Origin of the sequence: Pseudomonas sp. TWR2-1-1 (assembly GCF_049897045.1) — a bacterium.
Taxonomy (GTDB): Bacteria; Pseudomonadota; Gammaproteobacteria; order Pseudomonadales; family Pseudomonadaceae; genus Aquipseudomonas; species Aquipseudomonas versuta.
This window is the reverse complement of record NZ_JAFCVM010000001.1, coordinates 369,011-395,881: the sequence shown is the minus strand read 5'-3', so window position 1 is coordinate 395,881 and position 26,871 is coordinate 369,011. Positions and strand designations below refer to the sequence as shown.

At 57.0% G+C, this 26,871-nt stretch carries 28 protein-coding genes and 1 other RNA gene; 7 read left to right on the top strand and 22 right to left on the bottom strand.

What is annotated here, in order from left to right; all coding sequences use genetic code 11:
* From mraY to rsmI, 9 genes are all read right to left on the bottom strand, one after another.
* Nucleotides 1–1,083 carry a phospho-N-acetylmuramoyl-pentapeptide-transferase gene (gene mraY, locus ACP7BO_RS01940; RefSeq protein WP_426208344.1) on the bottom strand — a complete coding sequence of 361 codons (1,083 nt, stop codon included), beginning with the start codon at nucleotides 1,081–1,083 and terminating at the stop codon, nucleotides 1–3.
* Nucleotides 1,083–2,450: a UDP-N-acetylmuramoyl-tripeptide--D-alanyl-D-alanine ligase gene (locus ACP7BO_RS01935; RefSeq protein WP_426208342.1), complete on the bottom strand. Its 1,368-nt coding sequence runs from the start codon at nucleotides 2,448–2,450 to the stop codon at nucleotides 1,083–1,085. The genes mraY and ACP7BO_RS01935 overlap by 1 nt, the downstream gene beginning before the upstream one ends.
* The gene (locus ACP7BO_RS01930; protein ID WP_426208340.1) at nucleotides 2,443–3,906 is read right to left on the bottom strand and encodes a UDP-N-acetylmuramoyl-L-alanyl-D-glutamate--2,6-diaminopimelate ligase; all 1,464 of its coding nucleotides are present in this window, start codon (nucleotides 3,904–3,906) and stop codon (nucleotides 2,443–2,445) included. Before ACP7BO_RS01930 ends, ACP7BO_RS01935 begins: the two co-directional genes overlap by 8 nt.
* Nucleotides 3,906–5,648 (bottom strand): peptidoglycan D,D-transpeptidase FtsI family protein, encoded by a 1,743-nt coding sequence (locus ACP7BO_RS01925; protein WP_060690753.1) that lies wholly within the window; start codon nucleotides 5,646–5,648, stop codon nucleotides 3,906–3,908. Before ACP7BO_RS01925 ends, ACP7BO_RS01930 begins: the two co-directional genes overlap by 1 nt.
* Nucleotides 5,645–5,938: a cell division protein FtsL gene (gene ftsL / locus ACP7BO_RS01920; RefSeq protein ID WP_003443637.1), complete on the bottom strand. Its 294-nt coding sequence runs from the start codon at nucleotides 5,936–5,938 to the stop codon at nucleotides 5,645–5,647. Before ftsL ends, ACP7BO_RS01925 begins: the two co-directional genes overlap by 4 nt.
* A complete protein-coding gene (gene rsmH / locus ACP7BO_RS01915; protein ID WP_397455782.1) occupies nucleotides 5,935–6,882 on the bottom strand; it encodes a 16S rRNA (cytosine(1402)-N(4))-methyltransferase RsmH in 948 nt (315 codons plus the stop codon). Before rsmH ends, ftsL begins: the two co-directional genes overlap by 4 nt.
* A complete protein-coding gene (mraZ, locus tag ACP7BO_RS01910; RefSeq protein WP_048359172.1) occupies nucleotides 6,879–7,334 on the bottom strand; it encodes a division/cell wall cluster transcriptional repressor MraZ in 456 nt (151 codons plus the stop codon). Before mraZ ends, rsmH begins: the two co-directional genes overlap by 4 nt.
* Nucleotides 7,335–7,688: 354 nt before the next feature.
* Nucleotides 7,689–8,042, bottom strand: an RNA gene (gene rnpB / locus ACP7BO_RS01905) — RNase P RNA component class A.
* A 141-nt stretch (nucleotides 8,043–8,183) separates the two neighbouring features.
* Nucleotides 8,184–9,038 (bottom strand): 16S rRNA (cytidine(1402)-2'-O)-methyltransferase, encoded by an 855-nt coding sequence (gene rsmI, locus ACP7BO_RS01900; RefSeq protein WP_426208336.1) that lies wholly within the window; start codon nucleotides 9,036–9,038, stop codon nucleotides 8,184–8,186.
* A gap of 234 nt (nucleotides 9,039–9,272) precedes the next feature.
* Here rsmI and ACP7BO_RS01895 point away from each other — a divergent pair, with 234 nt between their 5' ends.
* The 4 genes from ACP7BO_RS01895 (at nucleotide 9,273) to ACP7BO_RS01880 (ending at nucleotide 12,696) form a co-directional block, all read left to right on the top strand.
* Complete coding sequence (locus tag ACP7BO_RS01895; protein ID WP_397455780.1) at nucleotides 9,273–11,024, top strand: penicillin-binding protein activator; 1,752 nt, start codon at nucleotides 9,273–9,275, stop codon at nucleotides 11,022–11,024.
* Entirely contained in the window at nucleotides 11,024–11,386 is a 363-nt protein-coding gene (locus ACP7BO_RS01890; RefSeq protein ID WP_426208334.1) for a YraN family protein, read from the top strand. Before ACP7BO_RS01895 ends, ACP7BO_RS01890 begins: the two co-directional genes overlap by 1 nt.
* A 138-nt stretch (nucleotides 11,387–11,524) precedes the next feature.
* Nucleotides 11,525–12,118: a phosphoheptose isomerase gene (locus ACP7BO_RS01885; protein WP_060690747.1), complete on the top strand. Its 594-nt coding sequence runs from the start codon at nucleotides 11,525–11,527 to the stop codon at nucleotides 12,116–12,118.
* Complete coding sequence (locus ACP7BO_RS01880; protein ID WP_426208332.1) at nucleotides 12,115–12,696, top strand: BON domain-containing protein; 582 nt, start codon at nucleotides 12,115–12,117, stop codon at nucleotides 12,694–12,696. The genes ACP7BO_RS01885 and ACP7BO_RS01880 overlap by 4 nt, the downstream gene beginning before the upstream one ends.
* Before the next feature lie 70 nt (nucleotides 12,697–12,766).
* Here ACP7BO_RS01880 and ACP7BO_RS01875 read toward each other — a convergent pair whose 3' ends face one another.
* The 7 genes from ACP7BO_RS01875 to rplM all read right to left on the bottom strand — a co-directional run bounded on the left by ACP7BO_RS01875 (nucleotide 12,767) and on the right by rplM (nucleotide 17,680).
* A complete protein-coding gene (locus ACP7BO_RS01875) occupies nucleotides 12,767–13,180 on the bottom strand; it encodes a ClpXP protease specificity-enhancing factor (protein WP_060690745.1) in 414 nt (137 codons plus the stop codon).
* Nucleotides 13,181–13,197: 17 nt separating this feature from the next.
* Nucleotides 13,198–13,815 carry a glutathione S-transferase N-terminal domain-containing protein gene (locus ACP7BO_RS01870; RefSeq protein ID WP_060690744.1) on the bottom strand — a complete coding sequence of 206 codons (618 nt, stop codon included), beginning with the start codon at nucleotides 13,813–13,815 and terminating at the stop codon, nucleotides 13,198–13,200.
* 186 nt (nucleotides 13,816–14,001) lie between these two features.
* Complete coding sequence (locus tag ACP7BO_RS01865) at nucleotides 14,002–14,781, bottom strand: cytochrome c1 (protein ID WP_397455777.1); 780 nt, start codon at nucleotides 14,779–14,781, stop codon at nucleotides 14,002–14,004.
* On the bottom strand, nucleotides 14,781–15,992 hold the full coding sequence (locus tag ACP7BO_RS01860; RefSeq protein ID WP_060690742.1) for a cytochrome b: 1,212 nt from the start codon (nucleotides 15,990–15,992) through the stop codon (nucleotides 14,781–14,783). Before ACP7BO_RS01860 ends, ACP7BO_RS01865 begins: the two co-directional genes overlap by 1 nt.
* Nucleotides 15,992–16,591: a ubiquinol-cytochrome c reductase iron-sulfur subunit gene (petA, locus tag ACP7BO_RS01855; RefSeq protein WP_060690741.1), complete on the bottom strand. Its 600-nt coding sequence runs from the start codon at nucleotides 16,589–16,591 to the stop codon at nucleotides 15,992–15,994. Before petA ends, ACP7BO_RS01860 begins: the two co-directional genes overlap by 1 nt.
* A 253-nt stretch (nucleotides 16,592–16,844) precedes the next feature.
* Nucleotides 16,845–17,237: a 30S ribosomal protein S9 gene (gene rpsI, locus ACP7BO_RS01850; RefSeq protein WP_003216038.1), complete on the bottom strand. Its 393-nt coding sequence runs from the start codon at nucleotides 17,235–17,237 to the stop codon at nucleotides 16,845–16,847.
* A 14-nt stretch (nucleotides 17,238–17,251) separates the two neighbouring features.
* Nucleotides 17,252–17,680, bottom strand: a complete 429-nt coding sequence (gene rplM / locus ACP7BO_RS01845; RefSeq protein WP_048359182.1) for a 50S ribosomal protein L13 — start codon at nucleotides 17,678–17,680, stop codon at nucleotides 17,252–17,254.
* 246 nt (nucleotides 17,681–17,926) lie between these two features.
* On the opposite strand from rplM, the gene ACP7BO_RS01840 reads away from it, so the two are divergent.
* Nucleotides 17,927–18,967 carry an NADP(H)-dependent aldo-keto reductase gene (locus ACP7BO_RS01840; protein WP_426208328.1) on the top strand — a complete coding sequence of 347 codons (1,041 nt, stop codon included), beginning with the start codon at nucleotides 17,927–17,929 and terminating at the stop codon, nucleotides 18,965–18,967.
* 304 nt (nucleotides 18,968–19,271) lie between these two features.
* The gene (locus ACP7BO_RS01835; RefSeq protein WP_171970565.1) at nucleotides 19,272–20,192 is read left to right on the top strand and encodes a GlxA family transcriptional regulator; all 921 of its coding nucleotides are present in this window, start codon (nucleotides 19,272–19,274) and stop codon (nucleotides 20,190–20,192) included.
* A gap of 100 nt (nucleotides 20,193–20,292) precedes the next feature.
* Here the strand turns inward: ACP7BO_RS01835 and zapE are convergent, their stop codons facing one another.
* The 3 genes from zapE to ACP7BO_RS01820 form a co-directional block, all read right to left on the bottom strand.
* Entirely contained in the window at nucleotides 20,293–21,387 is a 1,095-nt protein-coding gene (zapE, locus tag ACP7BO_RS01830; protein ID WP_426208326.1) for a cell division protein ZapE, read from the bottom strand.
* A gap of 90 nt (nucleotides 21,388–21,477) precedes the next feature.
* Nucleotides 21,478–22,833: a tryptophan--tRNA ligase gene (locus tag ACP7BO_RS01825; RefSeq protein WP_397455774.1), complete on the bottom strand. Its 1,356-nt coding sequence runs from the start codon at nucleotides 22,831–22,833 to the stop codon at nucleotides 21,478–21,480.
* Between the two features lie 24 nt (nucleotides 22,834–22,857).
* On the bottom strand, nucleotides 22,858–23,493 hold the full coding sequence (locus ACP7BO_RS01820; RefSeq protein ID WP_397455773.1) for an alpha/beta hydrolase: 636 nt from the start codon (nucleotides 23,491–23,493) through the stop codon (nucleotides 22,858–22,860).
* A 139-nt stretch (nucleotides 23,494–23,632) separates the two neighbouring features.
* Here ACP7BO_RS01820 and ACP7BO_RS01815 point away from each other — a divergent pair, with 139 nt between their 5' ends.
* Complete coding sequence (locus tag ACP7BO_RS01815) at nucleotides 23,633–24,067, top strand: YhcB family protein (protein WP_426208323.1); 435 nt, start codon at nucleotides 23,633–23,635, stop codon at nucleotides 24,065–24,067.
* Nucleotides 24,068–24,167: 100 nt separating this feature from the next.
* On the opposite strand, the gene ACP7BO_RS01810 is transcribed toward ACP7BO_RS01815, so the two are convergent.
* From ACP7BO_RS01810 to ACP7BO_RS01800, 3 genes are all read right to left on the bottom strand, one after another.
* Entirely contained in the window at nucleotides 24,168–24,884 is a 717-nt protein-coding gene (locus ACP7BO_RS01810; protein WP_003443708.1) for an OmpA family protein, read from the bottom strand.
* 170 nt (nucleotides 24,885–25,054) lie between these two features.
* Nucleotides 25,055–25,963, bottom strand: a complete 909-nt coding sequence (locus ACP7BO_RS01805) for a MurR/RpiR family transcriptional regulator (RefSeq protein ID WP_060690735.1) — start codon at nucleotides 25,961–25,963, stop codon at nucleotides 25,055–25,057.
* A 140-nt stretch (nucleotides 25,964–26,103) separates the two neighbouring features.
* On the bottom strand, nucleotides 26,104–26,868 hold the full coding sequence (locus tag ACP7BO_RS01800) for an ABC transporter ATP-binding protein (RefSeq protein WP_397455772.1): 765 nt from the start codon (nucleotides 26,866–26,868) through the stop codon (nucleotides 26,104–26,106).
* Nucleotides 26,869–26,871 lie beyond the last annotated feature (3 nt).

Here is a 26,871-nt window from a genome sequence, read left to right as displayed (position 1 = left end):
CTACCTCAGCTTCAGCGTGGCAAGGCCGACCAGAACCAGAATCACGGTGATGATCCAGAAACGGACAATCACACGCGGCTCGGGCCAGCCCTTGAGTTCAAAGTGGTGATGGATCGGCGCCATGCGGAATACCCGCTTGCCGGTCAACTTGAAGGACGCTACCTGGATCACCACGGACAGGGTTTCCATCACGAACACACCGCCCATGATGAACAGCACGACTTCCTGACGCACGATGACCGCGATGGTTCCCAGGGCTGCGCCCAGCGCCAGTGCGCCGACATCGCCCATGAAGACTTGTGCGGGGTAGGTGTTGAACCACAGGAATCCGAGACCGGCACCGATCAGCGCGCCGCAGAACACAATCAGTTCACCCGCGCCCGGGACATACGGGATCAACAGGTAGTCGGCAAACTTCACGTTCCCCGACAGGTAGCAGAAGATGCCAAGGGCTCCACCGACCATAACGGTCGGCATGATCGCCAGGCCGTCCAAGCCGTCAGTCAGGTTGACTGCGTTGCTCGAACCCACGATCACAAAGTAGGTCAGCACCACAAAGCCGATGCCCAACGGGATGCTGGCGTCCTTGAGGATGGGCAGAATCAGCGTGGTTTCGACGGCGCTGGGTGCCGTCATATAAAGAAAGATTGCTGCGCCCAGACCAAACACCGACTGCCAGAAATACTTCCAGCGGCTCGGAAGGCCACGCGAGTTTTTCTCGATCACTTTGCGATAGTCGTCGACCCAGCCAATAGCCCCGAACAGCAGGGTCACGATCATCACGACCCACACATAGCGGTTGCTCAGGTCGGCCCACAGCAAAGTGCTGATGGTGATCGCCGACAGAATCAGTGCGCCGCCCATGGTTGGCGTACCGGACTTGGACAAATGCGATTGCGGACCATCGTTACGGACCGACTGGCCGATCTGACGGTTTTGCAGGGTGCGGATCATCCACGGCCCCAGACACAGAGACAAGGTCAACGCCGTCAGTACTCCGAGAATCCCGCGCAGGGACAAGTACTGGAAGACTGCGAAGCCCTTGTAGAACTGTTGTAGATACTCCGCTAGAAGCAGCAGCATTAATGTTTCTCCCCGCTGGAACCGCACAAAGCCGCAACGACGTTTTCCATCGCTGCGCTGCGCGAGCCCTTGATCAAAATAGTGGTGTTTGTTTCGTGCTCAGCGCGAAGCGCCTTGATCAGGTCAGCCTGATTGGCGAAGTGACGAGCCTGGTGTCCAAATGCAGTGACGGCATGAGCCATCATGGGTCCCACCGCATAGAGCGCTGAAACTTTGTCGGCGGCATATGCGCCTACTTCACGATGTCCTTGCTCCGCCCACTCACCTAACTCGCCAATATCTCCGAGCACCAGGACGGTGCGGCCGGAAAAGGCGGCGAGTATATCAACGGCAGCGCACATTGAGGTGGGGTTTGCGTTGTAAGTGTCATCAATAATTCGCAAACCGTCGGCGGTCAGTTGAGCCACTGCACGACCTTTGACCGGCAGTACCGCTTGCAAGCCGCTGGTTATGCCAAACAGCGAGACGCCCAGGGCATGCGCGGCAGCCGCGCCGGCCAGAGCGTTGGCAACGTTGTGCGTGCCCAACAGGTTGAGTTGAACGTGGGCAACACCCAACGGGCAGTGCAAATCAAACGCAGGGCAACCGCGCGCATCGCGGGTCAGATTGCTCGCGTAAAAGTCTGCGTCAGGATTGGTCAGGGCGAAACTGAGTACCTTGCGGCCAGCAGCCCGGGCCTGCCAGATGCCAAAAGCCTTGTCGTCCAGATTGAGGACGGCGATGCCATCTGCGTCCAGTCCTTCGAGAATCTCGCCCTTGGCCTCGACGATTTTTTCCGGCCCGCCGAACTCGCCAACGTGGGCGGTGCCGGCATTATTGAGCACGGCAACATGGGGTTTGGTCATGCCGACGGTGTAAGCGATTTCACCCAGACGCGAAGCACCCAGTTCAATCACTGCCGCGGTGTGTTCCTGCGTCAGCTCAAGCAGGGTCAGCGGCACGCCCAGGTCATTATTCAAGTTGCCTTTGGTCGCCAGCACCGGACCACGGGTACGCAGGATGCAGGCGAGCATTTCTTTAACGGTGGTCTTGCCACTGGAACCGGTGATGGCGGCAACCGGCTTGTCGTAACCGGCACGATTGAGCGCACCCAATTGGCCCAATGCAACGCGTGCATCCTTGACCACCAGTTGCGGCAAAGCAGACTCAGGTACTTCGCGCTCGACCAGGGCCGCGACCGCGCCTTTGGCAGCCACTTCATTCAGATAGTCATGACCATCAAAACGCGGGCCGGTCAGGGCGATAAACAGCTGACCCTTGCTGATCGCACGACTGTCGATGCTGACACCGTTGAAACGGCTATCGGCAGAAACCAGCCGGCCATCCAGCGCATCGGCTACTTCGCTCAGCAATAGAGGCTTAAGCATTGGCAGCCTCCCAGGCATTCAGGGCATTTTCGGCTTCTACAAGGTCAGAGAAGTCATGGCGCTCGCCATTGATTTCCTGATAGTCCTCGTGACCTTTGCCGGCCAGCACGATCACATCGTCTGCACTGGCACCAGCAATGATTTGCGCGATGGCAGGGCCACGCCCTGCGACAAAATTGATGCCTTCAGGTGAATCAAAACCTGCACGGATGTCGTCGAAGATTTGCGCGGGTGCTTCACTACGCGGATTGTCATCGGTGACCAATACGCCATCGGCCAAACGCTCTACCACTTCTGCCATTAATGGACGCTTGCCGCGATCGCGATCGCCGCCGCAGCCGAACAGGCACAGCAGCCGGCCTTTGGCATGCGGGCGCAGAGCGAGCAATACTTTTTCCAGCGCATCCGGGGTATGGGCGTAATCAACCACCACCAGCGGCCTGGTACCGCCACCCAGTCGCTGCATGCGACCCACAGGGCCTTCAAGCTTTGGCAACACGGCGAGGATTTCATCCAGCGCGTAGTCCAGGCCAAGCAAGGCGCCGACCGCAGCCAGTACGTTGCTCAGGTTGAAACGGCCCAGCAGGCTGCTGCGTAAATGGTGCTCGCCTTGTGGCGTGACCAATAGGGCGCGCACACCATCGTCGTCGAAGGTCGCTTCGCGGCAGTACAGGTAGGCGCTGCTGTCTTCGAGGCTGTAACTGATCAGGCGCGAATCATGTTTTTGCGCCGCCAGCTGGCGACCGAAGTCATCGTCCAGGTTAAGCACGCGGCAACCCAGATCAGACCAGGCAAACAGCTTGGCCTTGGCCTCGGCATAAGCCTGCATCGTGCCGTGATAATCCAGATGATCGCGGGACAGGTTGGTCAGCACTGCGACATCAAATGCCAAAGCGCTGACGCGGCCTTGATCCAGCCCGTGGGATGACACTTCCATCGCCACGGCTTTGGCCCCGGCTTTCTTCAGGTCGGCCAACATGGCTTGCACGGCAATCGGGTCCGGGGTGGTATGGCGACCGCTTTGCAGCGCGCCATAAAATCCTGTCCCCAGGGTGCCAACGATGCCGCAATGCTGCCCCAGCAGGTCCAGCGCTTGCGCGACCAGTTGGGTAACGCTGGTTTTGCCGTTGGTGCCAGTGACGCCGACCAGGTTCAAGTGATGGCTCGGGTCGCCATAAAAACGACCGGCGATTTGTGACAGTTGCGCAGCCAACCCCTTGACCGGAATCAGCGGTACGGCAGTGATCGGCAATACGTCCGCGCCCTCCACTTCATAAGCAACGGCAGCTGCGCCACGCTTAAGGGCGTCAGCTATATGCTCGCGCCCATCCAGTTTGCCGCCCGGCACGGCGAGGAACAGGTCGCCCGCCCGCACATTGCGGCTGTCGAGGGTCAGCTCACGAATCATCAAATCATGGCCGGCGTGGGGGAAAATCTTGTTCAGGCTCAGGGACATTAGCCGCGCCCTCCTTTGGCTGCTGCAGCGGTCGCGGCTGCTTGTTGCTCTGCAGCCGTCGGCAAGTTATCCGGGGTCACGTTCATCAGGCGCAGGGTGCCGGACATCACTTTGCTGAATACCGGAGCCGAAACCAGACCACCGAAGTAACCCGCCTTGCTTGGCTCATCGATCACTACAACGATTGCGTAGCGCGGGTCGCTCATCGGACCGAACCCGGCAAACAGGGAACGGTAAGAGTTCACGGCGTAGCCCTTGACGCCGCCGGACGAGGTTTTACGTGCAGTACCCGACTTGCCGCCCACGTGATAGGCCGGCACTTTGGCACGCCATACACCGCGCGGGTTCTCGATAACTTCCTGAAGCATGCCCTGAACGGTCTTGGCGACCTGCTCAGGCATGACTTGTGTGGCTTGCGCCGGCTTGTCTGACTTGAGCAGGGTCAGCGGGGCAAGCTTGCCGTTGTTGGCCAGCGCCGAAAATGCATGAACCAGCTGGATCGCCGTTACCGACACACCGTAGCCATAAGACAGGGTCGCGGTTTCAGCCTTGCGCCACTCCCGGTAGTTCGGCAGGTTGCCGACGCGCTCACCCGGGAAACCCAGGCCTGTGTCCTGGCCCAGACCCATTTTGGCCATCTGGCGGAAAATCGCTTCACCACCGATATCGAAGGCAACTTTACTCATGCCCACGTTACTGGAGTTGATCAGAATGCCCGTCAGATCGAGGACCGGGCCTTCAGTGCGCGATACGTCACGAATGGTGTATTTGCCCAGTTGCAGCGTACCCGGGTAGACCTCAACCTTATCGGTTGGCTTCCAGCGCCCGGTTTCCAGCGCAGCACTCATCGAAATCGGTTTAACCGTTGAGCCAGGCTCGAACACATCGATCATGGCGCGGTTACGCATCATTGCCGGCTGCAGATTGCGACGGTTGTTGGGGTTGTAGGTCGGCTGGTTGACCATGGCCAGAATCTCGCCGGTCTTTACATCCATGATCACCAGGCTGCCGGCCTTGGCACCGTTCTCGACCAGTGCATTGCGCAATTCACGGTTGGCCAGATATTGCAGGCGCAGGTCAATTGACAACGCCAAGGTCTTCCCTGCCTTGGCGTTTTTTGTGACCTGGACGTCTTTGATCAGGCGCCCGCGTCTGTCCTTGATAACTTGTCGCTTGCCCGGCACGCCGGCCAGCCACTCGTCATAGGCCAGCTCGACACCCTCACGGCCTTTATCGTCGATATCGGTAAAGCCGACCATGTGCGCGGTGACTTCACCAGCCGGGTAAAAGCGGCGGAACTCTTCAATGCCATAAACACCCGGCACTTTAAGGTCGAGCACCGACTGGCCCTGCTCGGGGGTCAGCCCGCGGACCAGATAGATGAATTCTTTATTGGCTTGCTGCTCAAGGCGCGCCGTCAACACTTTGGGGTCTTGCCCAAGCGCGTGCGCCAGGGCTGGCCAACGATCCTTGGCAACCTGCATTTCCTTGGCATTAGCCCATAACGTGGTCACCGGCGTACTCACGGCCAGAGGCTCGCCATTACGGTCGGTAATCAGGCCACGGTGTGCCGGGATCTGGATGTGTCGCAGACTGCGCGCATCACCTTGCCCCTTGAGGAAGTCATGGTCGATCACCTGCAAGTAGACAATTTGGCAGGCAATCGCACCCACCAGCAGCGCCAGCAGTGCCAGCACTACACGAAAACGCCACGGATACAGTGCGCCTTCGAGTTTGATCATGGCGCCACCATCCGAACTTCTGCTGCGCCAGGAATGCGCATTTTCAGTTGTTCGCTGGCCAGGGTTTCGATACGGCTATGGGCAGTCCAGGTGCTTTGCTCGAGGATCAAGCGACCCCACTCGGCCTGCGCCTTGTCACGCACACTCAGCTCACCGTACAGGGTATTGAGTAATTGACGGTTCCAGTGCGCGCTATAGGAAACGCCAACGGCTGAAACCAGTACGGCAATAAACAGCAGCAGCATGAAAAAACTTCCGCCGGGAAGTGGTTTGGCGAAGAGCTTGTTCAACGAAGCTTCTCCGCGACGCGCATGACAGCGCTGCGCGAGCGCGGATTGGCTTTGAGCTCTGCTTCGGATGCGAACTGTGCCTTGCCATGGATTTTTATAATGGGATCAAAGCTGGTGTGCTGAACCGGCAAGCCACGAGGCAGATTGTCGGGTTCACCTTTGACCAGATCACGCATGAACAATTTAACGATGCGGTCTTCCAGGGAGTGGAAGCTGATTACCACCAGCCGACCGCCGACTTCCAGCGATTGCAGTGCCGCTTCGAGGCCGGCCTTGAGATCACCCAGCTCGTTATTTACGTGTATGCGCAGGCCCTGGAAGGTGCGGGTTGCAGGATGCTTGCCCTTTTCCCAGGCCGGGTTGGCCACTTTAAGTACTTCAGCCAGATCGCCAGTGCGCTCGAACGGGGTAATGGCACGACGCTCAACCACAGCACGGGCCATACGCCCGGAAAAGCGCTCCTCGCCATATTCCTTGAATACGCGGGCGATTTCGTCTTGGGATGCAGTGTTTACAAATTCAGCGGCGCTGATCCCCTCGTCCGGGTTCATGCGCATGTCCAGCGGACCGTCGTTCATGAAGCTGAAGCCACGCTCCGGGTCATCAAGCTGCGGCGAAGACACGCCCAGATCGAGGAGAACACCATTGACCTTGCCGGCCAGGCCGCGGGCGGCAATCTCGGAGCCCATCTCGGCAAAGCTGCGTTGCACAATGACAAAGCGGCCGTCTTCGGCCGCTAGCGCTTGCCCTGTGGCAATCGCTTGAGGATCTTTATCAAACCCGAGCAAACGCCCCTCAGGGCCGAGCTTCTGGAGTATCAGGCGGCTATGTCCGCCGCGACCGAAGGTGCCATCCAGATAGCATCCATCAGGACGTACGGCGAGAGCCTCTACGGCTTCGTCAAGCAGCACGGTGATGTGGTTGAAGTCGCTATCTATAGTCACAGGATTAAATCACGCAGTTCTTCAGGCATCGCGCCCGGTTGTTGAATGGCTGCAAGGTCAGCGGCAGAAACAGCTTCCCAGGCATCCTCGTCCCACAGTTGAAACTTGTTTAGCTGGCCAACTAACATCGCGCGCTTATCCAACTTGGCATATTCACGCAAACGCGGCGGTACCAGAAAACGACCACTGCCATCGAGCTCAAGGTCGACGGCATTACCAATCAGCAGACGTTGCAAACGGCGGTTTTCTTCACGCAACGAAGGCAACGCCCGAAGCTTGGTTTCTATCAATTCCCACTCATCAAGCGGGTACACACATAAGCAGGGGTCTACCGCATCAATGGTCACGATCAGCTGCCCGGAACTCCTCGAAATCAACTCGTCGCGGTACCGGCTCGGCATTGCGAGACGACCCTTGGCATCGAGACTGATTGCGTTAGCTCCGCGAAACACGAGGCGTCACTCCCAAAATTAGCGTTTTACGTCAAAAAAACCCACTTTATGCCACTTTTCGCCACTTGCGCACACTATAGGAATGCGCCCACCACACCGTCAAGGAGCGGCCAACAGGAAAATCCTTACATAACTGAGATTTAGGAGGGTAAATAGACGTACAGCAATAAGCGGAGGGATTTTTTGACTACCGATGCGCAACAAACTCAAAGCCCTGGACTTCAAACTTAAAGTAGTTTGTTAAGAGTAAGAACTTTTTGGCATTACACATCGGAATTTTCTTGCGAATACAACGGGGAGATGAAGCGGCTGTTTCCTGAAGCGATCTGCTTGCAGCGCAAGCAGAAGAAAAAGGTGGAGAGTCGATCTGTAAGCCGGGTTCTGTCGTGAACAGTCATTCGTCTACGATGGCCATCACTGGACATCTTTAGCAACCTACCCGGTTCCAGCGCGGGCCACGCCTTGGAACCCTATTTGGTCTTGCTCCAAGTGGGGTTTACCTAGCCACGAACTGTTGCCAGTCGTGCGGTGCGCTCTTACCGCACCTTTTCACCCTTACCGGCGCCGAAGCGCTTAGGCGGTTATTTTCTGTGGCACTTTCCGTAGGCTCACGCCTCCCAGGCATTACCTGGCACTTCGCCCTATGGAGCCCGGACTTTCCTCCCCCCCCTAATTTTCATAGGAGGCAGCGACTGTCCAATCGACTCTCCGGCGCGAAGATTAACTGTACAGAGCGTATAGAACAAGCGTTAAAAGCCAGATGGCTATTTGATTCAACCCGCCCAAAGCCTTTGGCTACAAGCTCTACAAGCAAGCAAGTATCAAAAGGCCGCTACCCACCCTGTCCAATTAATCAACTTTTTGCTTTTCGAGGGCCACTTGATACAACACATTCTTGCGCTCACCGGTTATTTCAGCTGCAAGTGCGGCGGCACGCTTGAGCGGCATTTCCTTTAGCAATAAATCAAGAATGCGCATCGCCTCGCTGCTTACAGCCTCTTCTGTTTGAGGCGCAGTCCAACCCGCAACCAGCACCACACACTCACCACGCTGCTGGTTACTGTCGCCCTCTACAAAGGCACGCAACTCGGACAACGGCAAACCTTTGAGGGTCTCAAATGTTTTGGTCAGTTCACGCGCCAGCAAGGCCGGGCGGTCCGGGCCGAAGACCAGTTCCAGATCTTGCAGACACTCGAGGATACGATGCGGCGCTTCGTAAAAAATCAGGGTGCGAGGTTCTTCCTTGAGTAACTCAAGGCGCGAACGACGCCCAACCGCTTTAGCCGGCAGGAACCCTTCAAAGATAAATCGATCAGATGGCAGACCTGCAGCCGACAGTGCTGCAATCAGGGCGCAGGCCCCCGGAACAGGAATAACCCTGACGCCGGCCGCACGCGCCTGACGCACCAGGTGATAACCCGGATCGGAGATTAGCGGTGTCCCTGCATCGGATATCAGGGCGACATCTTCACCTGCCAGCAAGCGCTGAATAAAGCGACTGCCTTCATCACGCTCATTATGTTCGTGACAGGCACCCAAAGGGGTGGAGATACCAAAATGCTGCATCAAACGCAGGGAGTGACGAGTGTCTTCGGCCGCAATCAGCGAAACGTCACGCAACACTTTGAGCGCGCGCGCACTGATGTCGTCCAGGTTACCGATGGGCGTCGCCACCACATAAAGCGACCCGACAACGGAATTCATAGCACCTGGAGCAGTCAAAACGCACACCTCATGAGAGTCAAAGGCGCCATTGTAGCGCGTAGACACCTCGTGAACGCACCCTCCAGTCTGACTGCAGAGGGCTTGCAAGCAAAAAAATCACCGCTACAACCCGCATAACTCATCTAAATTTAGGCTTTATTGTCTGTAACATCGCGCCCCGGCCAGTGCTTGGGTACACTTCCCACTCTTTTGATCGAGTATCAGGAACACTACATGATCGCTTGCCTGCGGCTGTTCACTGCCCTCTGCCTTGCTGCCCTGTTGGCGGCTTGTGCCAGCTCGCCCTCGTCCAGCCTTGGCGAACTCCCCCGGACCCCGGATGCCAGCCTTGAACAGCTGCTGCAACAGGCGTCGCAAACCCAAAATCCGGAAAAAGCCGCTTTGTTGCGCTTGTCGGCGGCCGACCTCGCCATGCGCCAAAAGAATGATCAGCGCGCAGCGCAGATTTTGGCCCAGGTCCCACTGGATCAGCTCAAACCAGCGCAGCAAGTATTTGCCAGCACGCTGGCAGCCGAACTGGCAATGAACCGCAATGATCCCAAAGCAGCATTGGCCGCCCTGAATCACCCGAGCGTGTCACGCATTGGCGAGTTGCCCAACGATTTGCAAGTGCGCACACATACAGTCCATGCCCGCGCTCTTGAAGCTGACGGCCAGACACTGGCTGCAGCACGCGAACGTGCGGCGATGAGCCCGATCCTGACCGGCGACGCGGCCAACAGTAACAACGAAGCCATCTGGACATTGGTCGCCGCATTACCGGTCGATCAATTGCGCGCGCAGAGCAACGATGTGATGGGCGGATGGATGTCCCTTGCACTGGCAGTGAAGAGCGCCGGTACTTTGCAGGATCAACAGAACGCCATTGACCAGTGGCGTGCACAGAACCCCAATCACCCGGCTTCGATCCAACTACCTGCTCCACTGATCAAGCTCAAAGAGCTGGCCAGCCAGCCATTGACCAAAATCGCCGTACTGCTACCACAGGATGGCCAGTTGGCCGCTGTCGGCAAAGCCCTGCGCGACGGCTTTATGGCTGCTCACTACCAGGCACAGCAAGCTGGAGCAAACCCGCCGAGCATTCAGTTTTATGACAGCTCGCGCCTGACATCACTGGATGATTTCTATCGCACTGCACAGGCCGATGGCGTGCAACTGGTGGTTGGCCCGCTGGAGAAGTCTCTGGTCAAGCAGCTTAATGCACGCCCACAACTGCCTATCACCACACTGGCACTAAATTACAGCGATGGCGCCCAAGGCCCAGCGCAACTGTTCCAGTTTGGCCTGGCAGCTGAAGACGAAGCCCGCGAAGTAGCCCGCCGCGCCCGCGCCGACGGCTTGACCCGCGCTGGCGCCATGGTGCCCAAAGGTGAATGGGGCGAGCGCGTGCTCAATGCGTTCCGCCAGGAATGGGTCGCCCATGGCGGTTCCATCGTCGGCATTGAATACATTGATAAACCCGTAGCCCTGGCACAGCAGGTTGGCGATCTGGTGCAACTGCGTAAAAGTGCAGGCGAGCCTATGCAGTTCCTGTTTTTGGCTGCCACACCCCAGCAAGCCCAGCAGATCAAACCGACCCTGAACTATCAATACGCAGGCGACCTGCCGGTTTACGCCACTTCCCACGTTTTCAGTGCGAGCGGCAATCAGGATCAGTACAAAGACATGAATGGCGTACGCTTTTGCGAAACTCCATGGCTGCTGGAACCGGGCAACCCGTTGCGCCAGCAAGTGGCCGCGCAATGGCCCCAGGCCGGTAGCAGCCTGGGCCGCCTGTACGCCATGGGCGTTGACGCCTATACCCTGACATCGCGCCTGGGCCAGCTCAAAGCCCTGCCAGACAGCAGGATCGACGGCCTGTCCGGCAGCCTCAGCATGAGCCCGTCGCAGCATGTCGAGCGCCAGCTGCCATGGGCCGAGTTTGTTAACGGCCAGGTTCAGCGCCTGCCCGACACCCCGAACTGATGCCCGACCGCTCAAGCCTGAAAACAGGCAAGGATGCCGAGCGCATGGCGCTGCGGCATCTTGAGCAACAGGGTTTACGCTTGCTGGCACAGAACTGGCTATGCAAGCGCGGCGAGCTGGATCTGGTCATGCTTGACGGCGATACAGTAGTATTCGTCGAAGTTCGTTACAGAAAGCATGCGCAATGGGGCGGAGCATTAGCCAGCATTGACGCACGCAAGCGGCAGAAGCTGATACTTGCAGCTCAGTATTTTTTACAACGCGAGTCGCGCTGGGCCAATCACCCGTGCCGATTTGACGTCGTGGCAATGGACAGCGCAACACCTCACTTGAACTGGCTACGGAATGCCTTTGACAGCTAGCAAGCTGCCAGGCCTATTCCAGCACCCTTTTATTAAACGATTTTGCTTTGCTTTGCGGGCTGAACATTTTTGTGCCGGGAAGTCTCCCAGGAACACTTGGGTTACGCCCGACCAGCCGCCCTACTTAAGGTCACATAGATGGACATGCAATCCCGGATTCGCCAGCTTTTTCAGGCCAGCATCGACACCAAGCAGCAGGCGATGGACGTTCTTGCACCTCACATCGAGCAAGCGAGCCAGGTGATGGTCAACGCATTGCTCAACGAAGGCAAAATGCTTTCATGCGGTAACGGCGGCTCTGCAGGCGACGCACAGCACTTTTCATCAGAGCTGCTCAATCGCTTTGAACGCGAGCGGCCCAGCCTGCCCGCCATTGCACTCACCACTGACACTTCGACGATCACCTCGATCGCCAACGATTACAGCTTCAATGAGATTTTCTCCAAACAAATTCGCGCCCTGGGCCAGCCAGGCGATGTCTTGCTGGCCATTTCAACCAGCGGCAACTCAGCCAACATCATCCAGGCAATTCAGGCGGCGCATGATCGCGAAATGATCGTGGTTGCCATGACGGGTCGAGATGGCGGCGGCATGGCTTCACTGCTGCTGCCAGAGGACGTGGAGATTCGCGTCCCTTCCAATGTCACCGCACGTATTCAAGAAGTCCACCTGCTGACGATCCACTGCTTGTGCGATCTGATCGACAGCCAACTGTTCGGGAGTGAAGAATGACTTTAAAACGCCTCAGCCTGGTTGCCCTGACCCTGTGCCTTGGCTTGACCGCCAGCTGCAGCTCAGTACTGACAGCCACCCGCGACACGCCGATCGAAGATGATCGTGGCACGCGCACGTTCGGCAGCAAGATCGACGACTCGTTGATCGAAACCAAGGTCGCCGTGAACGTAGCCAAGGCCAACCCGGATCTGGACACAGGCTCACACATCGTCGTGACCAGCTACAACGGCATCGTATTGCTGGCTGGCCAGACCCCTCGCGCCGACCTCAAGGCCCAGGCCGAGCAAGCAGCAGCCGCTGTGCAGCGAGTGAAGAAGGTCAACAACGAACTGCAAGTCATGGCACCGTCTTCGATCCTTGCACGCAACAATGACGCGTGGCTGACGACCAAGATCAAAACCCAGATGCTGACCGACAACGCGATTCCGGGCTCGCGGATCAAAATCGTCACTGAAAACGGCATCGTCTACATGCTTGGCCTGGTGACCAAGCAGGAAGCAACCCGCGCAACCAATCTGGTGCAGGGCGTTTCCGGAGTACAGAAAATCGTGAAGCTGTTTGAGTACATCGACTGACCAAACGATTGCCTCGCGATCTTATAAAAATCAGACACAAAAAAGGCGACCCTTGCAGGTCGCCTTTTTGTTACTTGACCACTTTCAGGCTTGGCCGACCCGTAGGTCTTGGCGGCTCAGTACCTGGCGGCGGCCCATCGTCATCCGGCTCGACCTCGTCATCGCCATCTACAGGCTCTTCCAGATCAAACACCATGCCCTGACCATTCTCACGGGCGTAAACCCCCAGAATTGCCGCAATAGGCACGTACAACGTGTGTGGCACACCACCAAAACGCCCTTCAAAGCTTACTGCTTCGTTGTCCATGTGCAATTGACGCACGGCGGTGGGCGAAACATTCAGGACAATCTGCCCGTCACTGGCAAAACCCTGAGGTACTTGCACCTTCGGGTAGTCAGAATTAACCAGCATGTGCGGAGTGCAATCGTTATCAACAATCCACTCATAGAGCGCACGCACCAGATAAGGTCGACTTGAATTCATCAAGGGCTCCTAAAGCCTTAGCGCATGTCGCGTTCAACGCCAGACAAGCTTGCCTGGAAAGTCTCACGCGCAAACTGGCGCTCCATATAGTCAAGCAGCGGCTTGGCCGGCCGCGGCAATTCAATACCCAAAATAGGCAAGCGCCAGAGTATCGGCAATAGACAGCAGTCGACCAGACTTAGCTCCGTGCTGAGGAAAAAAGGTTTGTCTGCAAACAATGCAGACACACCTGTCAGACTCTCACGCAGCTCTTTACGCGCCTGAACCCGTGCAGGCTCCTTGGTACGCGAATCAAGAATCAGATCCACCAGCACGCACCAGTCACGCTGGATGCGATGAATCAGCAGACGGCTATTGGCCCGCGCTACCGGATATACCGGCAACAGCGGCGGATGCGGATAACGCTCATCCAGATATTCCATCACCACCGTCGACTCCCACAACGCCAGGTCACGATCGACCAGGGTTGGCAGGCTGCCATACGGGTTCACTTCGATCAGCTTCGGCGGCTGACGGCCCGCCTCCACACTGATGATCTCGGCGCTGACACCTTTCTCGGCGAGCACAATGCGTACTCGATGGGAATAGTGGTCGGCGGGGTCGGAGTAACAGGCCAACCGATTGGTCACGCCCATGGCGGTCCTCCTCGCTTGTTGAAATTATCAGGAGCGGAAAAACGAACGCGCCCAAGGAATGTCTCCGGTAACCGCAGAACCCGGACGGGCAAGGTCTTGCAACCTTGCCCGCCACTCATCCTGCACTGTTACCTTTTCAGAGACACCCTCGGGCGCGCACGATTAACAGCAATGCGTGTAACGATATCAGTGCACATCTTTCCAGTATTCGCGCTTGAGCAGATAAGCGAATACGAAGAAGAAGGCCAGATAGAGCAGTACGTAGGTACCGATGCGCTGATGCTCCAGCTTCACCGGGTTGGCCGAATAGGCCAGGAAGGTCACAAGGTTCTTGATCTTCTCATCGAACTGCTCTTCAGTCAGCGTGCCGGTTTTAGGCAAAACTGTCAGCTGGTCGCATGCTTCATGTGTCAAAGGCGTGCCAGTGAGCGGATCATACTGCTTCTTGCCGTCTTCGACGATCTGTACTTGCTTGCAACCTACAACCTGACGCCCTTGCAACGGTGCCAAAACGTTCGGCATCCCCACATTCGGGAAGACTTTGTTGTTCACACCCCAAGGGCGTGACGGGTCTTCGTAGAAAGAGCGCAGGTAGCTATACAGCCAGTCAGTACCACGAACACGCGCCACCAGGGTCAAGTCTGGCGGTGCAGCACCGAACCAGGCCTTGGCATCTTCAGGCTGCATGCCGATGTTCATGTGGTCGCCAATTTTGGCGCCGGTGAACACCAGGTTCTCAAGCATGAGGTCATGGGGGATCCCCAGATCATCGGCAACACGCTCGTACCGCTGGAACTTCGCACTGTGACAGCCCATGCAGTAGTTGGCGAACGTACGGGCGCCGTCCTGCAGGGCCGCCTTGTCAGAAACATCGATGTCGACCTTGTCGAGCTGAACACCCTGTTCCGCCGCAAAGGACAACACAGGCATCACCGCCAGCATCAATACAGCAAATAGCTTTCTCATCAGCCAGTCACCCTTTCCGGAACCGGTTTGGTCTTCTCAAGCCTGGTGTAGAACGGCATCAGAATGAAGTAGGCGAAGTACAGGAACGTACAAACCTGCGACAGCAATGTACGTTCCGGAGTCGGTGCCAATACACCCAACACGCCCAGAATCACGAACGAGATGCAGAACACCCACAGCCATATTTTGCTCAGCCAGCCCTTGTAGCGCATGGACTTCACCGGGCTACGGTCAAGCCATGGCAACACGAACAGCATGGCAATTGCAGCCCCCATGGCGATTACACCAAGCAGCTTGTCCGGGATCGCACGCAAGATGGCGTAGAACGGAGTGAAGTACCAGACGGGTGCAATATGCTCAGGCGTTTTAAATGCGTTTGCCTGCTCAAAGTTAGGTTTTTCCAGGAAGTAACCACCCATTTCCGGGAAAAAGAACACAATTGAACAGAAGATAAACAGGAACACCACCACACCGACGATATCCTTCACGGTGTAATACGGATGGAAAGGAATGCCATCCAGCGGTACGCCGTTTTCGTCTTTATGCTTCTTGATGTCCACGCCGTCAGGGTTGTTGGACCCCACTTCGTGCAAGGCCAGAACGTGCAGCACAACCAGACCCAGGATCACGATAGGCAAGGCTACTACGTGCAGGGCGAAGAAACGGTTCAGGGTAATGCCGGAGATCAGGTAGTCACCACGGATCCACTGAGTCAGGTCGTTACCGATAACCGGAATCGCACCGAACAGCGAGATGATCACCTGAGCGCCCCAGTAGGACATTTGCCCCCAAGGCAGCAGGTAACCCATAAAGGCCTCTGCCATCAGGGCCAGATAAATCATCATGCCGAACAGCCAGACCAGCTCACGCGGCTTCTGATACGAACCGTAGAGCAAGCCACGGAACATGTGCAGATACACCACAACAAAGAATGCTGACGCACCGGTTGAGTGCAAATAGCGCAGGATGGAACCGTATTCGACGTCACGCATAATGTATTCGACGGAGGCAAACGCCTCTTCTGCCGACGGCGTGTAGCTCATTGTCAGCCACACACCGGTGACAATCTGGTTGACCAGAACGAGCAATGCGAGAGAACCGAAGAAATAGAAGAAGTTGAAGTTCTTCGGAGCGTAGTACTTGCTGAGATGGTCTTCCCACATTTTGGTAGCGGGGAAGCGGGCATCAATCCAGTCCATGAACTTGCTCATTACGCGCTCTCCCCTTCAAGGCCAACGACAATCACATTGTCACTGCCCTCAACATAGTAGTAAGGCGGTACCGGCAGGTTCAGTGGAGCAGGTTGCGACTTGTAGACGCGGCCGGCCAGGTCATAGTGCGAGCCATGGCAAGGGCAGAAATAACCCCCAACCCAATCCTTGCCCAGGTCAGCAGGAGCAACCTCGGGACGGAAAGTAGGCGAACATCCCAAATGAGTGCAAATCCCAATCAACACCAAAACTTCTGGCTTGATAGACCGCCATTCGTTTTTTGAGTTTTCAGGTTGATCGGATTGATTGGAGTCAGGATCAGCGAGCTGTCCTTCAATCTTCTTGAGATTTGTCAGGATCTCCTCAGTGCGGCGGACAATGAATACCGGCTGACCACGCCATTCAGCAATCATCTGCTGTCCTGGCTCGATCTTTGCAATATTCACTTTCACCGGTGCGCCTGCGGCTTTCGCCTTGGCACTGGGAAACCACGACCCCACGAACGGGACCGCCGCCCCCACCGCTCCTGCAGCACCCACCACGGATGTGGCTGCTACGAGGAAGCGACGCCGGCCGACATTTACGCCGTCATTGCTCATTCAGTCCTCTCCCATCAGCTTTGTGGCCTGTTAAATCAGGCATCTACTAAGTAAAAATCTGAACTTATAAAAATTTTGCAGAATGGTAATGAAAAGCCCCTACTCTGACAAGGTAATTACCGCTCTGGGTCGGCTACAAGCCTTGTAGTATAGGCATTTGCTGAATGTGGCAAGTTGTCACACCAATAATTCACCACCCATAAAAAAAGCCCAGCTCCTAAGGAGACTGGGCTTTTTTGAACGAAGCTGCGAATTAACGCTTCGAGTACTGCGGACGCTTACGCGCTTTACGCAGACCGACTTTCTTACGTTCAACTTCACGAGCATCGCGAGTTACGAAGCCTGCTTTGCGCAGAGCGCCACGCAGAGTTTCGTCGTACTGCATCAGTGCGCGAGTGATACCGTGGCGGATTGCGCCAGCCTGACCACTTACACCACCACCGATCACGGTGACGTAGATGTCGAATTTCTCGACAGTCTCAGTCAGTTCCAACGGCTGACGAACTACCATGCGGGCAGTTTCGCGACCGAAGAAATTCTCCAGAGTGCGGTTGTTGATCGAGATGTTACCGGTACCTGGACGCAGGAAAACGCGTGCGGTTGCGGTTTTACGACGGCCAGTGCCGTAGTTTTGAGTCGCCGACATAATGAACTATTCCGTTAAAACTTCAGTTCTTGGGGCTGCTGAGCAGTATGAGGGTGAACAGCGCCCGCATAGACTTTCAGCTTACGGTACATGTCGCGACCCAGCGGGTTTTTAGGCAGCATGCCTTTAACCGCGGTCTCGATCACGCGTTCAGGAGCTTTGGCGATCAGCTTTTCAAAGTTGATCGACTTAATCCCGCCCGGGAAACCGGAGTGAGAGTAGTACATTTTGTCAGTGGTTTTAGCACCAGTGACACGAATCTGCTCGGCATTGATAACAACGATGTAGTCACCGGTGTCAACGTGCGGAGTGTATTCAGGCTTGTGCTTGCCACGCAGACGGCTCGCGATTTCGGTGGCCAGACGACCCAGTGTCTGGCCAGCAGCGTCGACGACAAACCAGTCGCGCGTAACTGTTTCCGGTTTAGCAGTAAAAGTTTTCATTCTTTATAGCCTCAGGGGCCGCCCTGTAAATTAGACGGCGGATCTTACTGAATAGTGCGTACTTTGACAAGTCAAAGGCAGCCGGATACAGACGCTATCGGGGGCTCGGGTCAGCGCGTCCGTTCAACGGCAAGATTCTTCGGCAGGCGGCGCATCACTTCCACCGCAGAAAGAGGTCGGCAATTATCCAGATTGCGAAACAAAATACAACCTGCTTTTATGATTCTTTACCCGAAGGAGTCACCGATGGACTACCGCCAGCTAGGCCGCACCAATTTGAAAGTCAGTGCAATTGCTCTCGGAACCATGACGTGGGGCGAGCAGAACACGCAGGATGAAGCCTTCGCCCAGATCGAGTATGCGAAAAACGCCGGTATCAATTTCATCGACACCGCCGAAATGTATCCGGTACCGCCCAAGGCAGAAACTTACGCCAGCACCGAACGCTACATCGGCAACTGGTTCAAAACCCGGGGCGATCGCGCCGACTGGATCCTGGCCAGCAAGATCGCCGGCCCCGGCAATGGCATCGACTACATTCGTGACGGCCAGCTCAAACACAACCGCACTCATATCGTCCAGGCACTGGACGCCAGCCTCAAGCGCCTGCAAACCGACTGGATCGACCTCTACCAACTGCATTGGCCAGAGCGCAGCACCAACTTCTTCGGGCAACTGGGCTACAAACATAACGCCGACGAAGACTTCACCCCGCTCGAAGAAACCCTTGAAGCGCTGGACGAGCAGGTCAAGGCCGGAAAAATTCGCCATATCGGCCTGTCCAACGAAACACCATGGGCCACCATGAAATTCCTGCAACTGGCTGAAAGCCGGGGCTGGCCACGCGCCGTTTCGATCCAGAACCCTTACAACCTGCTGAACCGCAGCTTTGAAGTCGGCCTGGCTGAAATTGCCATTCGCGAACAATGCGGCCTGCTCGCCTACTCACCCCTGGCGTTCGGCATGCTCTCAGGCAAGTACAGTGGCGGCGCGCAACCTCCAAAAGGCCGCCTGAGTCTCTACAGCCGCTTCTCGCGCTATTCAAACCCGCAAGCAGTGACTGCCAGCGAGCGCTACGTGGCGCTGGCTCGCGAACACGGCCTGGACCCGGCGCAAATGGCGCTGGCATACGTAACGCAACAGCCCTTCGTGACCAGCAACATCATCGGCGCCACGACGATGGAGCAGCTTGCCAGCAACATTGGCAGCTTCGACCTGAAACTGTCGGATGAAGTGCTCGCAGGCATTGAAGCCATCCACAAGGACCAGCCAAACCCGGCACCCTAGCCGCGCCGCTTGCGCAGGCTGCGTTCGATTGCGAAGCGATCGTAAACCTGAAAGCGCGGTTTTCCTGGAGGACCGCGCAACCTGACTTTACGAAGGCTTAACCAACGGACGCGGCCTGGGACAACTGCTACGGAGTTCGCGCTAGCCCCTTACCCCTAGACACACAGGATAAAAAATAAGACGATCCAGCCGTAAGTTGACCAATTTCACCTATAAGAATAATCAAATCATGTCTAACCAACTCTCCACGCCCCTGCGGCGCGTCAGCATCTTGGCCATCGATCAGGTATTTGCCTCAACCCTGATGCAGGCCAAGGACTTCTTTCATCTCGCCAGCCTGCGCCATGGCAAAAAACTGGGCCTGGGTCTCATCGCCGGATTCGAAACCCGACTGGTCAGCCCCGACGGCAACCCCGTCAGCAGCTTCAGCAACGTAGTGATCCCCGTCGATGGCGCCCTGGAAGACACTGACATCATTATCCTCCCGGCCTTCTGGGACGACTTTGACACCCTGTGCCAGCGATATCCGCAAATCCTGCCCTGGCTACGTGCGCAGCATGCCCGCGGTGCAGTCTTGTGCGCAGAGGCCACCGGAGCCTTCTGGCTGGCTGAAGCCGGGCTGCTGGACGGCAAGGAAGCCACCACCTACTGGCGGTTTTTCAATAGCTTCGCCGAGCGCTTCCCGCGGGTTCACCTCAATCAGGACAAGCACCTGACCGACGCCGACAACCTCTACTGCGCCGGCGGCCCGACCTCAGCCTGCGATCTCTATATTTATCTGATCGAACGTTTTTGCGGGGCCAACATCGCCCAGGCCGTGGCCCGCGACATCCTCTACGAAGTGCAGCGCAACTACGCGCCCGGACGCATCGGTTTTGGCGGACAAAAGCTGCATCAGGACGTGATAATCCTGCAAATCCAGCACTGGCTCGAAGAGCATTTTGCAGACAAGTTCCGCTTCGAAGACGTAGCCCGGGAACATGGCATGAGCATCCGCAATTTCATGCGCCGCTTTCAGATGGCAACAGGTGACAAACCCTTGCACTACCTGCAACGTCTGCGCATAGAAACCGCCAAGGGCCTGCTCTCGGCCACCCGCAAAAGCATCAAGACCATCAGCTACGACGTGGGCTACGACGATGCGAGCTTCTTTGCACGGCTGTTTCGTCAGCACACCGAACTGTCACCCAATCAATACCGGCAACAGTTCCAGCAGGCCGCCTGACCTGTAGCCAGCCTCTCTATGGCCGCAGCCCGACTTCTGCATGGATCGCGACAGATAAAAAAGGCCTGCAATGCAGGCCTTTTTTTGATACAGCGCTCGACTACGGCTTGTGCGCCCGCGTCAGGTATTCATGGGACTGCATCTCAAGCAGTCGGCTCAGGGTGCGCTGGAACTCGAAGTTCAGACGCCCGCCCTTATACAGATCCTTCAGCTCAACTTCAGCCGAGATAATCAGCTTTACGCCCCGGTCATAGAACTCGTCGACCATGTTGATAAAACGTCGCGCAATGTCGTCGCTTTTAACGTCCATTTGCTCCACGCCGCTGATGATCACCGCGTTGAAAATCTTCCCCAGCTCGATGTAGTCGTTCTGGCTGCGCGGACCATCACACAGTTCGCGGAAATCGAACCAGGCCACGTCATCACAGGTACGTACTGCGCGAATGGTGCGGTTCTCAATGATCAGATCGTCATTCTCGATCACCTTGGAAGAGTTATGCGTCAACGCTTTAAAGCTCTCGCGCAGGCACTTCTCGGAAGCCTCGTTAAGCGGAAAATGGTAAAGCTCGGCCTGCTCCAGGTGGCGCAGACGGTAATCGACGCCACTGTCGACGTTGACGATGTCGGTGTTCTGCTTGATCAGTGCAATCGCCGGCAGGAAGCGCGCACGTTGCAGGCCGTCCTTGTACAGGCCGTCCGGCACGATGTTCGAGGTCGCGACCAGGGTCACGCCATTTTTGAACAATTCTTCCATCAGGGTGCCGAGGATCATGGCATCGGTAATGTCCGACACAAAAAACTCGTCAAAACAAATCACCCGCGCCTCATCGGCGAAACGCTTGGCAATGATGGTCAGTGGATTCTTTTCACCATTGAGGGTGCGCATTTCTTCATGCACACGCTTCATGAAACGGTGGAAGTGAGTACGCACCTTCTGCTTGAACGGCAGCGCATCAAAGAACGTATCGACCAGATAGGTTTTACCCCGGCCCACACCGCCCCAGAAATACAGACCCTTGACCGGCGTCTGTTCTTTTTTGCCGAACAGCTTGCCGAACAACCCCGGCTTGCTCTGCGAGGAGGCAACCAGGTCGTCATACAGACGCTGCAGATGGCGCACGGCGTTTTCCTGCGCGGCATCGTGGAAGAAGTCCGGGCGTTTCAGATCAGCTTGATATCGTTCTAGAGGCGTCATAATTCGTTAGCAAGGCAACAAAAACGGGCCGCCACTGTAGCGACGGCCCTTGGGAATGGCAATCAACCCTGAGTCGAAACGCCGCACTTTTTAATCCTGCGCGGGCACCAGCGCCACACGCAACGCTTCGATTGCCGCGTCACGGGCCGCGCTATCGGCGAATGCCGGGCTGTCGGCGACGCAGGCGTCATGCAGCCAGACGCTGAAGCTCAGGTCCTGAGGACGAATATCAAGTGCCTCGCCCGCTTGCAGCTGTTTGGTCACCTGACCGGCGGCTTTGCCATCAGCGAAGTTGCGCGACAACAACAATTGCTCGCCATCGGCAGCCAGCAGACGGAAACGGAAGCTGCCATCTTCGTCACGGAAGCTGACGAAGCGTGGGCCCTTGGCCGCTTTCTTCTTGCTGGACGTGGCAGTCTGGGCAGCACTGACAAACGAACGCAGACCGACCGCTTCACGCAGCTCGGCCAGAAACGGGGTCGCGGTTTTGCGGGCTTTCTGGGCACCGGCCAGCAGGATGTCTTCCATATCGGACGGGCGTGACATCAGTTCGTGATAACGCTCGCGAGACTCGCCCAGGTCGGCGTCCAGCAGCTTGAACAGACGCTCTTTGGCTTCACCCCAGCCCAGACCTTGCAACAACTCGCCACGGAACTCTGCGCACTGCTCAGGCGAAGAGAACGCCTGATACAAGGTGAACAGGTGCGAGTTGTCCGGATCTTTGGCTTCGCCCGGCGCCCGGGAGTCGGTGACGATCCGTGAAATCGCGCTTTTCATGTCTTTAGCACTACTGAACAACGGAATGGTGTTGTCGTAGCTTTTAGACATCTTGCGGCCATCTAGGCCCGGCAAGGTGGCGACGCTTTCTTCAATCACGGCTTCAGGCATGGCGAAAAAATCCTTGCCCTTGCCGAACAGGTGATTGAAGCGCTGACCGATATCGCGGGCCATTTCAACGTGCTGGATCTGGTCGCGACCGACCGGCACCTTGTTCGCGTTGAACATCAGGATGTCTGCAGCCATCAGCACCGGGTAGCTGAACAACCCCATGGTGATCCCCGCATCCGGGTCTTCGCCGTTTTCCAGGTTCTTGTCCACCGAGGCCTTGTAGGCATGGGCGCGATTGAGCAAACCCTTGGACGCCACGCAGGTCAGCAACCAGGTCAGTTCCGGGATTTCCGGGATGTCTGACTGGCGATAGAACGTCACACGCTCAACGTCCAGCCCGGCTGCCAGCCAGGTCGCAGCGATTTCCTGACGCGAGCGCTGAATGCGCTGCGGGTCATCGCATTTGATCAGGGCGTGATAGTCCGCCAGGAAGTAAAACGAGTCGGCATTGGTGTCCAGGCTGGCCACGATCGCAGGGCGAATCGCTCCGGCATAGTTGCCCAGATGCGGCGTGCCGGTGGTGGTGATACCGGTGAGGATACGGGTACGAGTGGTCATGGGTAATCGCTTATCAGGCTGCAATCAATTCGAAAGGCGTGGCGCTACCAACTCTTTGAGCTCGGGCAGCTTGCCGTGAAAAAAGTGCCCGCATTCTGCCACTTTAAGCAGCTCATGGGGGCGTGACAGCGCGTTTGACCAGTCATAGACCAGTTGCGGGTCGATGACTTCATCGGTTTCTGGCTGGATCACGGTCACCGCACACGCTTGCGGCAAATCGTCTTCGGCACGCAAGCGCATCACCGCAGGCGCCACCATGAACAAGCGCGAAAGTTTCTCGCCCCGGGCTTCAAGCCGGCCGCCAAGGCTGGCGGCAACAAAACCGCCAAACGAAAATCCGAGCAAGGTGATCGGCAATTCCGGGTGCCGGGCACGCAGCCACAGGGCCGCCGCCAGCGCATCGTCGACTTCGCCTGTGCCCATGTCATGAACACCTTCGCTGGCACCCGTACCGCGATAATTAAATCGCAATGTAATCAGGCCAGCATCACGGGCAGTGCGTTGCAGGGTCGAAACCACTTTATTCATCATCGTCCCCCCCTGAACCGGGTTGGGATGACACAGCAGCGCAAGGCCTTTGGGCTCAGGCAAATCGAGGTACAAGGCTTCCAGTTGGCCGACAGGGCCATCAATTACTACAGGGGTTTCGCGGGTAAGCAAGAAGGAACTCCGTGACCTCAAACTGGGTCGACTCGTCTAGCTGATAGATTCTGTCTGGCATATTTGCGAGTGCATCGCGGTATACAGCGCAGGTCCGAGCCGTTAACGTAAAGCAAAGCCGTTTATAGAGGAAGGACTCGTGGAACACTCGCTCTTGATTTGGTTATTGCCGACTCTAGCCCTGGTTGCAGGTGTCGCCATTGGTTTTCTGATCGCGCGTCTACTGCCAAATGCCGCGCCTAACAGCACGCAGTGTCAGCTGGACGACATTCAGAAACGTTTTGACAGTTATCAAAGTGAAGTGGTTACCCACTTCAACAGCACCGCCAATCTGGTGAAAAAACTCACGCAGAGCTACCAGGACGTGCAAGACCACCTCGCCGAGGGCGCCAACCGTTTGGCCCTGGACGAGCAAACTCGCCAACGTCTGCTGGCCGCCCTGCACTCTGACGCGCCTCAACCGCATCGCGAGCGCATCACCCCGCCGCACAGCACTGAGCCGCCACTGGATTACGCGCCAAAAACCCCGAACGCCCCCGGCATGCTCGATGAGCATTACGGCCTGAAGAAGTAATTCATCGGGTAAAGCGCTCAACAAAAAGCCCCGTGACCGGTAAGGATCACGGGGCTTTTTTTGTCCTGCAGGAACTGGCTGGCTCCTGCACGACAAGGTCTTAAGGGTACTGCTGAACCTGACCTTGCTGCTGGTAGTTCACGCCCGGAATCGGTGCCAGGGTGATCTGAACGCGGCGGTTTTGAGCGCGGCCGTCAGGCGTGGCGTTGCTGGCGATCGGGTCGGCCGGACCTTTACCGCTGACCGACAGGTACTGACCGCTGACCCCTTGAGAGGTCAGATAAGTCGCCACACTTTGCGCACGCTGCTGGGACAACTGCATGTTGTAGTTGTAGTTCCCGGTGCTGTCCGTGTAGCCCACGATCTGAATCAGGTTCTGGTTATTGAATTGCTTCAGCGAATTGGCCAGGTTGTTCAGCGGCTGGTAGAAGCTGGGAGCGATGTTCGCCGAGCTGGTGGCAAACGTAATATTGCCCGGCATCACCAGGGTGATGTTGTCGCCCTGGCGCTGAACTTCAATCCCGGTGTTGGCCGTGCTTGCGCGCAATGCAGCTTCCTGCTTGTCGGCATAGTAGCCATAACCTGCGGCCCCCAGACCTGCCACGGCGGCACCGATCAATGCCCCTTTGCCGCGGTTGTTATGGTCGATGGCAGCACCGGCAACAGCACCGGCCAAAGCCCCCAGACCACCATAGGTAGCGGTTTTGCTCATGCCTGAAGAGGCCTGACCCTGATTGTCATACGGGTTGGGCGAGGCGCAGCCTGCCAGCAAGGCAATGGCACTTGCGGCAATAATCAAACGACGCGAGGTGAACATGGTGAAGCTCCTGTCAGTCTTGGAGGCAAAGGTCGTTGGCATCGGACCTCTGTAGGGCGTTGGAACGCGACCAACGGTAAAAATTCCTCAGGCCGCTCATATTCATACTCCACAAACGATAGTCGCCTGATCGCCTGCCCACAAACCGATGCACCCTGCCCGCACAAATTTTACTTTTTAGGCAATTTGCTGCCGACAGGAATATGCAGATAAGACATCACACTTTCTGTCAGCTCTGTCGCCAGTTTGACTGCCTCCTTGTTACGCGCCATGACGCCCGCCACCAGACCTTCGATCAAGGCCAGCACGGCGATACTGGAGCTGGTCAGCACCGGGTGGTCAGCCGGAGCGAACAGTACATGCCTTGCAATGCTGCTCAGAGGCGAGGCTGGCGAATCGGTAATGGCCAGCACCGTGGCACCGCGTTCATTGGCGAAACGCGAAAGCTGCAGAGTATCGATGGAGTAACGCGGCAGAGAGATCGCCAGTAAAACGTCCTGATCGGTGATCGCAGCCAGGCGATAGGCCGCGTTTTCATTACCGCCTTCCATACTGATAGCGGTGGCATCGGCACAAAACGGAGTCAGGGTCGAGGCTGCGAGGCCAGCGAAGTAAACACTGTTTCCAAAACCCAGAATGTAGATTTTGCGCGCCTTGATCAGATGGCTGACAAACGCTTCAAAGGTGTCCGGATGGTTGTTGGCCGCCGCCGTGGCCAGATTGCTGCTGGCACTCTGAATCTGCTCATGCAGGCCAAACGCACCGTCGGGCCGATGGGCCAGTTCATTGCGCAGCTTGTCGACGGGCGATACCACTTGTTGCAGTGTCGCCACCAGTTCGGCCTTCATCCCGCTGTAGCCGCCCAGATTCAAGGCCTTTGCCAGGCGGTTGACTGCCGCTGGCGAGGTACGGGTCTCGTGTGCCATCTCCTCAATCGTCAGCGTTGCGGCGCGCAGCGGATGACGCAGGATAAAATCGGCGACCTTACGCAATGAAGGCTGCAACTCGGGCACGATCTCAGCCAGCTTGCGCATCACCTGGGCGGCATAGATCGTGGTGTCTTTGGATGGGTTCGGCATATCCGGCTCAACATTCCCTGTGGATAAAAAAGGGGCGGCGCCCAAAACCGGTCCATGCAGGAGCAAGCCTGCTGGCGGTACAGCCCTGTACAGACTGCCCTGGTTTCTAACGACCGCAGTGTATCCGAAGCTGTCGCCGGCTATTTCAAACTGCCGCAAAGAAACTGCTGCAGGCGCTCGGACTGAGGATTGGCCAGTACCTTGCGCGGCTCACCACACTCCTCAACCACCCCTTGATGCAGGAACACCAACTGGTTGGAAACCTCACGAGCGAAGCCCATTTCGTGAGTGACCACCACCATGGTCCGCCCCTCCTGCGCCAGGTCCTGCATCACTTTAAGCACGTCCCCCACCAGCTCGGGATCGAGGGCCGAAGTCGGCTCGTCGAACAGCATCACTTGCGGCTCCATGGCCAGGGCACGGGCAATTGCCACCCGCTGCTGTTCACCGCCGGACATATGGGCCGGCCAGGCATTCATGCGGTGCGCCACGCCGACCTTGTTCAAATAATATCCGGCCTTCTCCCGAGCCTCGCTCTTACTCATGCCAAGCACATGCACCGGCGCCTCCATGACGTTTTCCAGCGCATTCATGTGCGACCACAGATTGAAATGCTGAAACACCATCGACAGCCGCGAACGCATGCGCTGCAACTGGTGCGGATCGGCGGCCTGAAGCCCGCCCTGCCTGCTATTGACCAGCCTCAACGGTTCGCCATCGAGCACGATACTGCCGCTACTCGGCTGCTCCAGCAGGTTGATACAGCGCAAAAAAGTGCTTTTTCCTGAACCGCTGGAGCCGATGATACTGGTCACATCACCCGCCCTCGCCTGCAACGAAACACCCTTGAGCACCTCATGGGAGCCGTAGCTTTTGTGCAAATCCTGAACTTCAAGTTTGTACATGAC

What these genes read in the sequence shown, in the direction of transcription:
- mraY (WP_426208344.1), bottom strand. Translation starts at nt 1,083, where the DNA reads ATGCTGCTGCTTCTAGCGGAGTATCTACAACAGTTCTACAAGGGCTTC.
- ACP7BO_RS01935 (WP_426208342.1), bottom strand. Translation starts at nt 2,450, where the DNA reads ATGCTTAAGCCTCTATTGCTGAGCGAAGTAGCCGATGCGCTGGATGGC.
- ACP7BO_RS01930 (WP_426208340.1), bottom strand. Translation starts at nt 3,906, where the DNA reads ATGTCCCTGAGCCTGAACAAGATTTTCCCCCACGCCGGCCATGATTTG.
- ACP7BO_RS01925 (WP_060690753.1), bottom strand. Translation starts at nt 5,648, where the DNA reads ATGATCAAACTCGAAGGCGCACTGTATCCGTGGCGTTTTCGTGTAGTG.
- rsmI (WP_426208336.1), bottom strand. Translation starts at nt 9,038, where the DNA reads ATGAATTCCGTTGTCGGGTCGCTTTATGTGGTGGCGACGCCCATCGGT.
- ACP7BO_RS01895 (WP_397455780.1), top strand. Translation starts at nt 9,273, where the DNA reads ATGATCGCTTGCCTGCGGCTGTTCACTGCCCTCTGCCTTGCTGCCCTG.
- ACP7BO_RS01890 (WP_426208334.1), top strand. Translation starts at nt 11,024, where the DNA reads ATGCCCGACCGCTCAAGCCTGAAAACAGGCAAGGATGCCGAGCGCATG.
- ACP7BO_RS01885 (WP_060690747.1), top strand. Translation starts at nt 11,525, where the DNA reads ATGGACATGCAATCCCGGATTCGCCAGCTTTTTCAGGCCAGCATCGAC.
- ACP7BO_RS01880 (WP_426208332.1), top strand. Translation starts at nt 12,115, where the DNA reads ATGACTTTAAAACGCCTCAGCCTGGTTGCCCTGACCCTGTGCCTTGGC.
- ACP7BO_RS01875 (WP_060690745.1), bottom strand. Translation starts at nt 13,180, where the DNA reads ATGAATTCAAGTCGACCTTATCTGGTGCGTGCGCTCTATGAGTGGATT.
- ACP7BO_RS01870 (WP_060690744.1), bottom strand. Translation starts at nt 13,815, where the DNA reads ATGGGCGTGACCAATCGGTTGGCCTGTTACTCCGACCCCGCCGACCAC.
- ACP7BO_RS01865 (WP_397455777.1), bottom strand. Translation starts at nt 14,781, where the DNA reads ATGAGAAAGCTATTTGCTGTATTGATGCTGGCGGTGATGCCTGTGTTG.
- ACP7BO_RS01860 (WP_060690742.1), bottom strand. Translation starts at nt 15,992, where the DNA reads ATGAGCAAGTTCATGGACTGGATTGATGCCCGCTTCCCCGCTACCAAA.
- petA (WP_060690741.1), bottom strand. Translation starts at nt 16,591, where the DNA reads ATGAGCAATGACGGCGTAAATGTCGGCCGGCGTCGCTTCCTCGTAGCA.
- rpsI (WP_003216038.1), bottom strand. Translation starts at nt 17,237, where the DNA reads ATGTCGGCGACTCAAAACTACGGCACTGGCCGTCGTAAAACCGCAACC.
- rplM (WP_048359182.1), bottom strand. Translation starts at nt 17,680, where the DNA reads ATGAAAACTTTTACTGCTAAACCGGAAACAGTTACGCGCGACTGGTTT.
- ACP7BO_RS01840 (WP_426208328.1), top strand. Translation starts at nt 17,927, where the DNA reads ATGGACTACCGCCAGCTAGGCCGCACCAATTTGAAAGTCAGTGCAATT.
- ACP7BO_RS01835 (WP_171970565.1), top strand. Translation starts at nt 19,272, where the DNA reads ATGCAGGCCAAGGACTTCTTTCATCTCGCCAGCCTGCGCCATGGCAAA.
- zapE (WP_426208326.1), bottom strand. Translation starts at nt 21,387, where the DNA reads ATGACGCCTCTAGAACGATATCAAGCTGATCTGAAACGCCCGGACTTC.
- ACP7BO_RS01825 (WP_397455774.1), bottom strand. Translation starts at nt 22,833, where the DNA reads ATGACCACTCGTACCCGTATCCTCACCGGTATCACCACCACCGGCACG.
- ACP7BO_RS01810 (WP_003443708.1), bottom strand. Translation starts at nt 24,884, where the DNA reads ATGTTCACCTCGCGTCGTTTGATTATTGCCGCAAGTGCCATTGCCTTG.
- ACP7BO_RS01805 (WP_060690735.1), bottom strand. Translation starts at nt 25,963, where the DNA reads ATGCCGAACCCATCCAAAGACACCACGATCTATGCCGCCCAGGTGATG.
- ACP7BO_RS01800 (WP_397455772.1), bottom strand. Translation starts at nt 26,868, where the DNA reads ATGTACAAACTTGAAGTTCAGGATTTGCACAAAAGCTACGGCTCCCAT.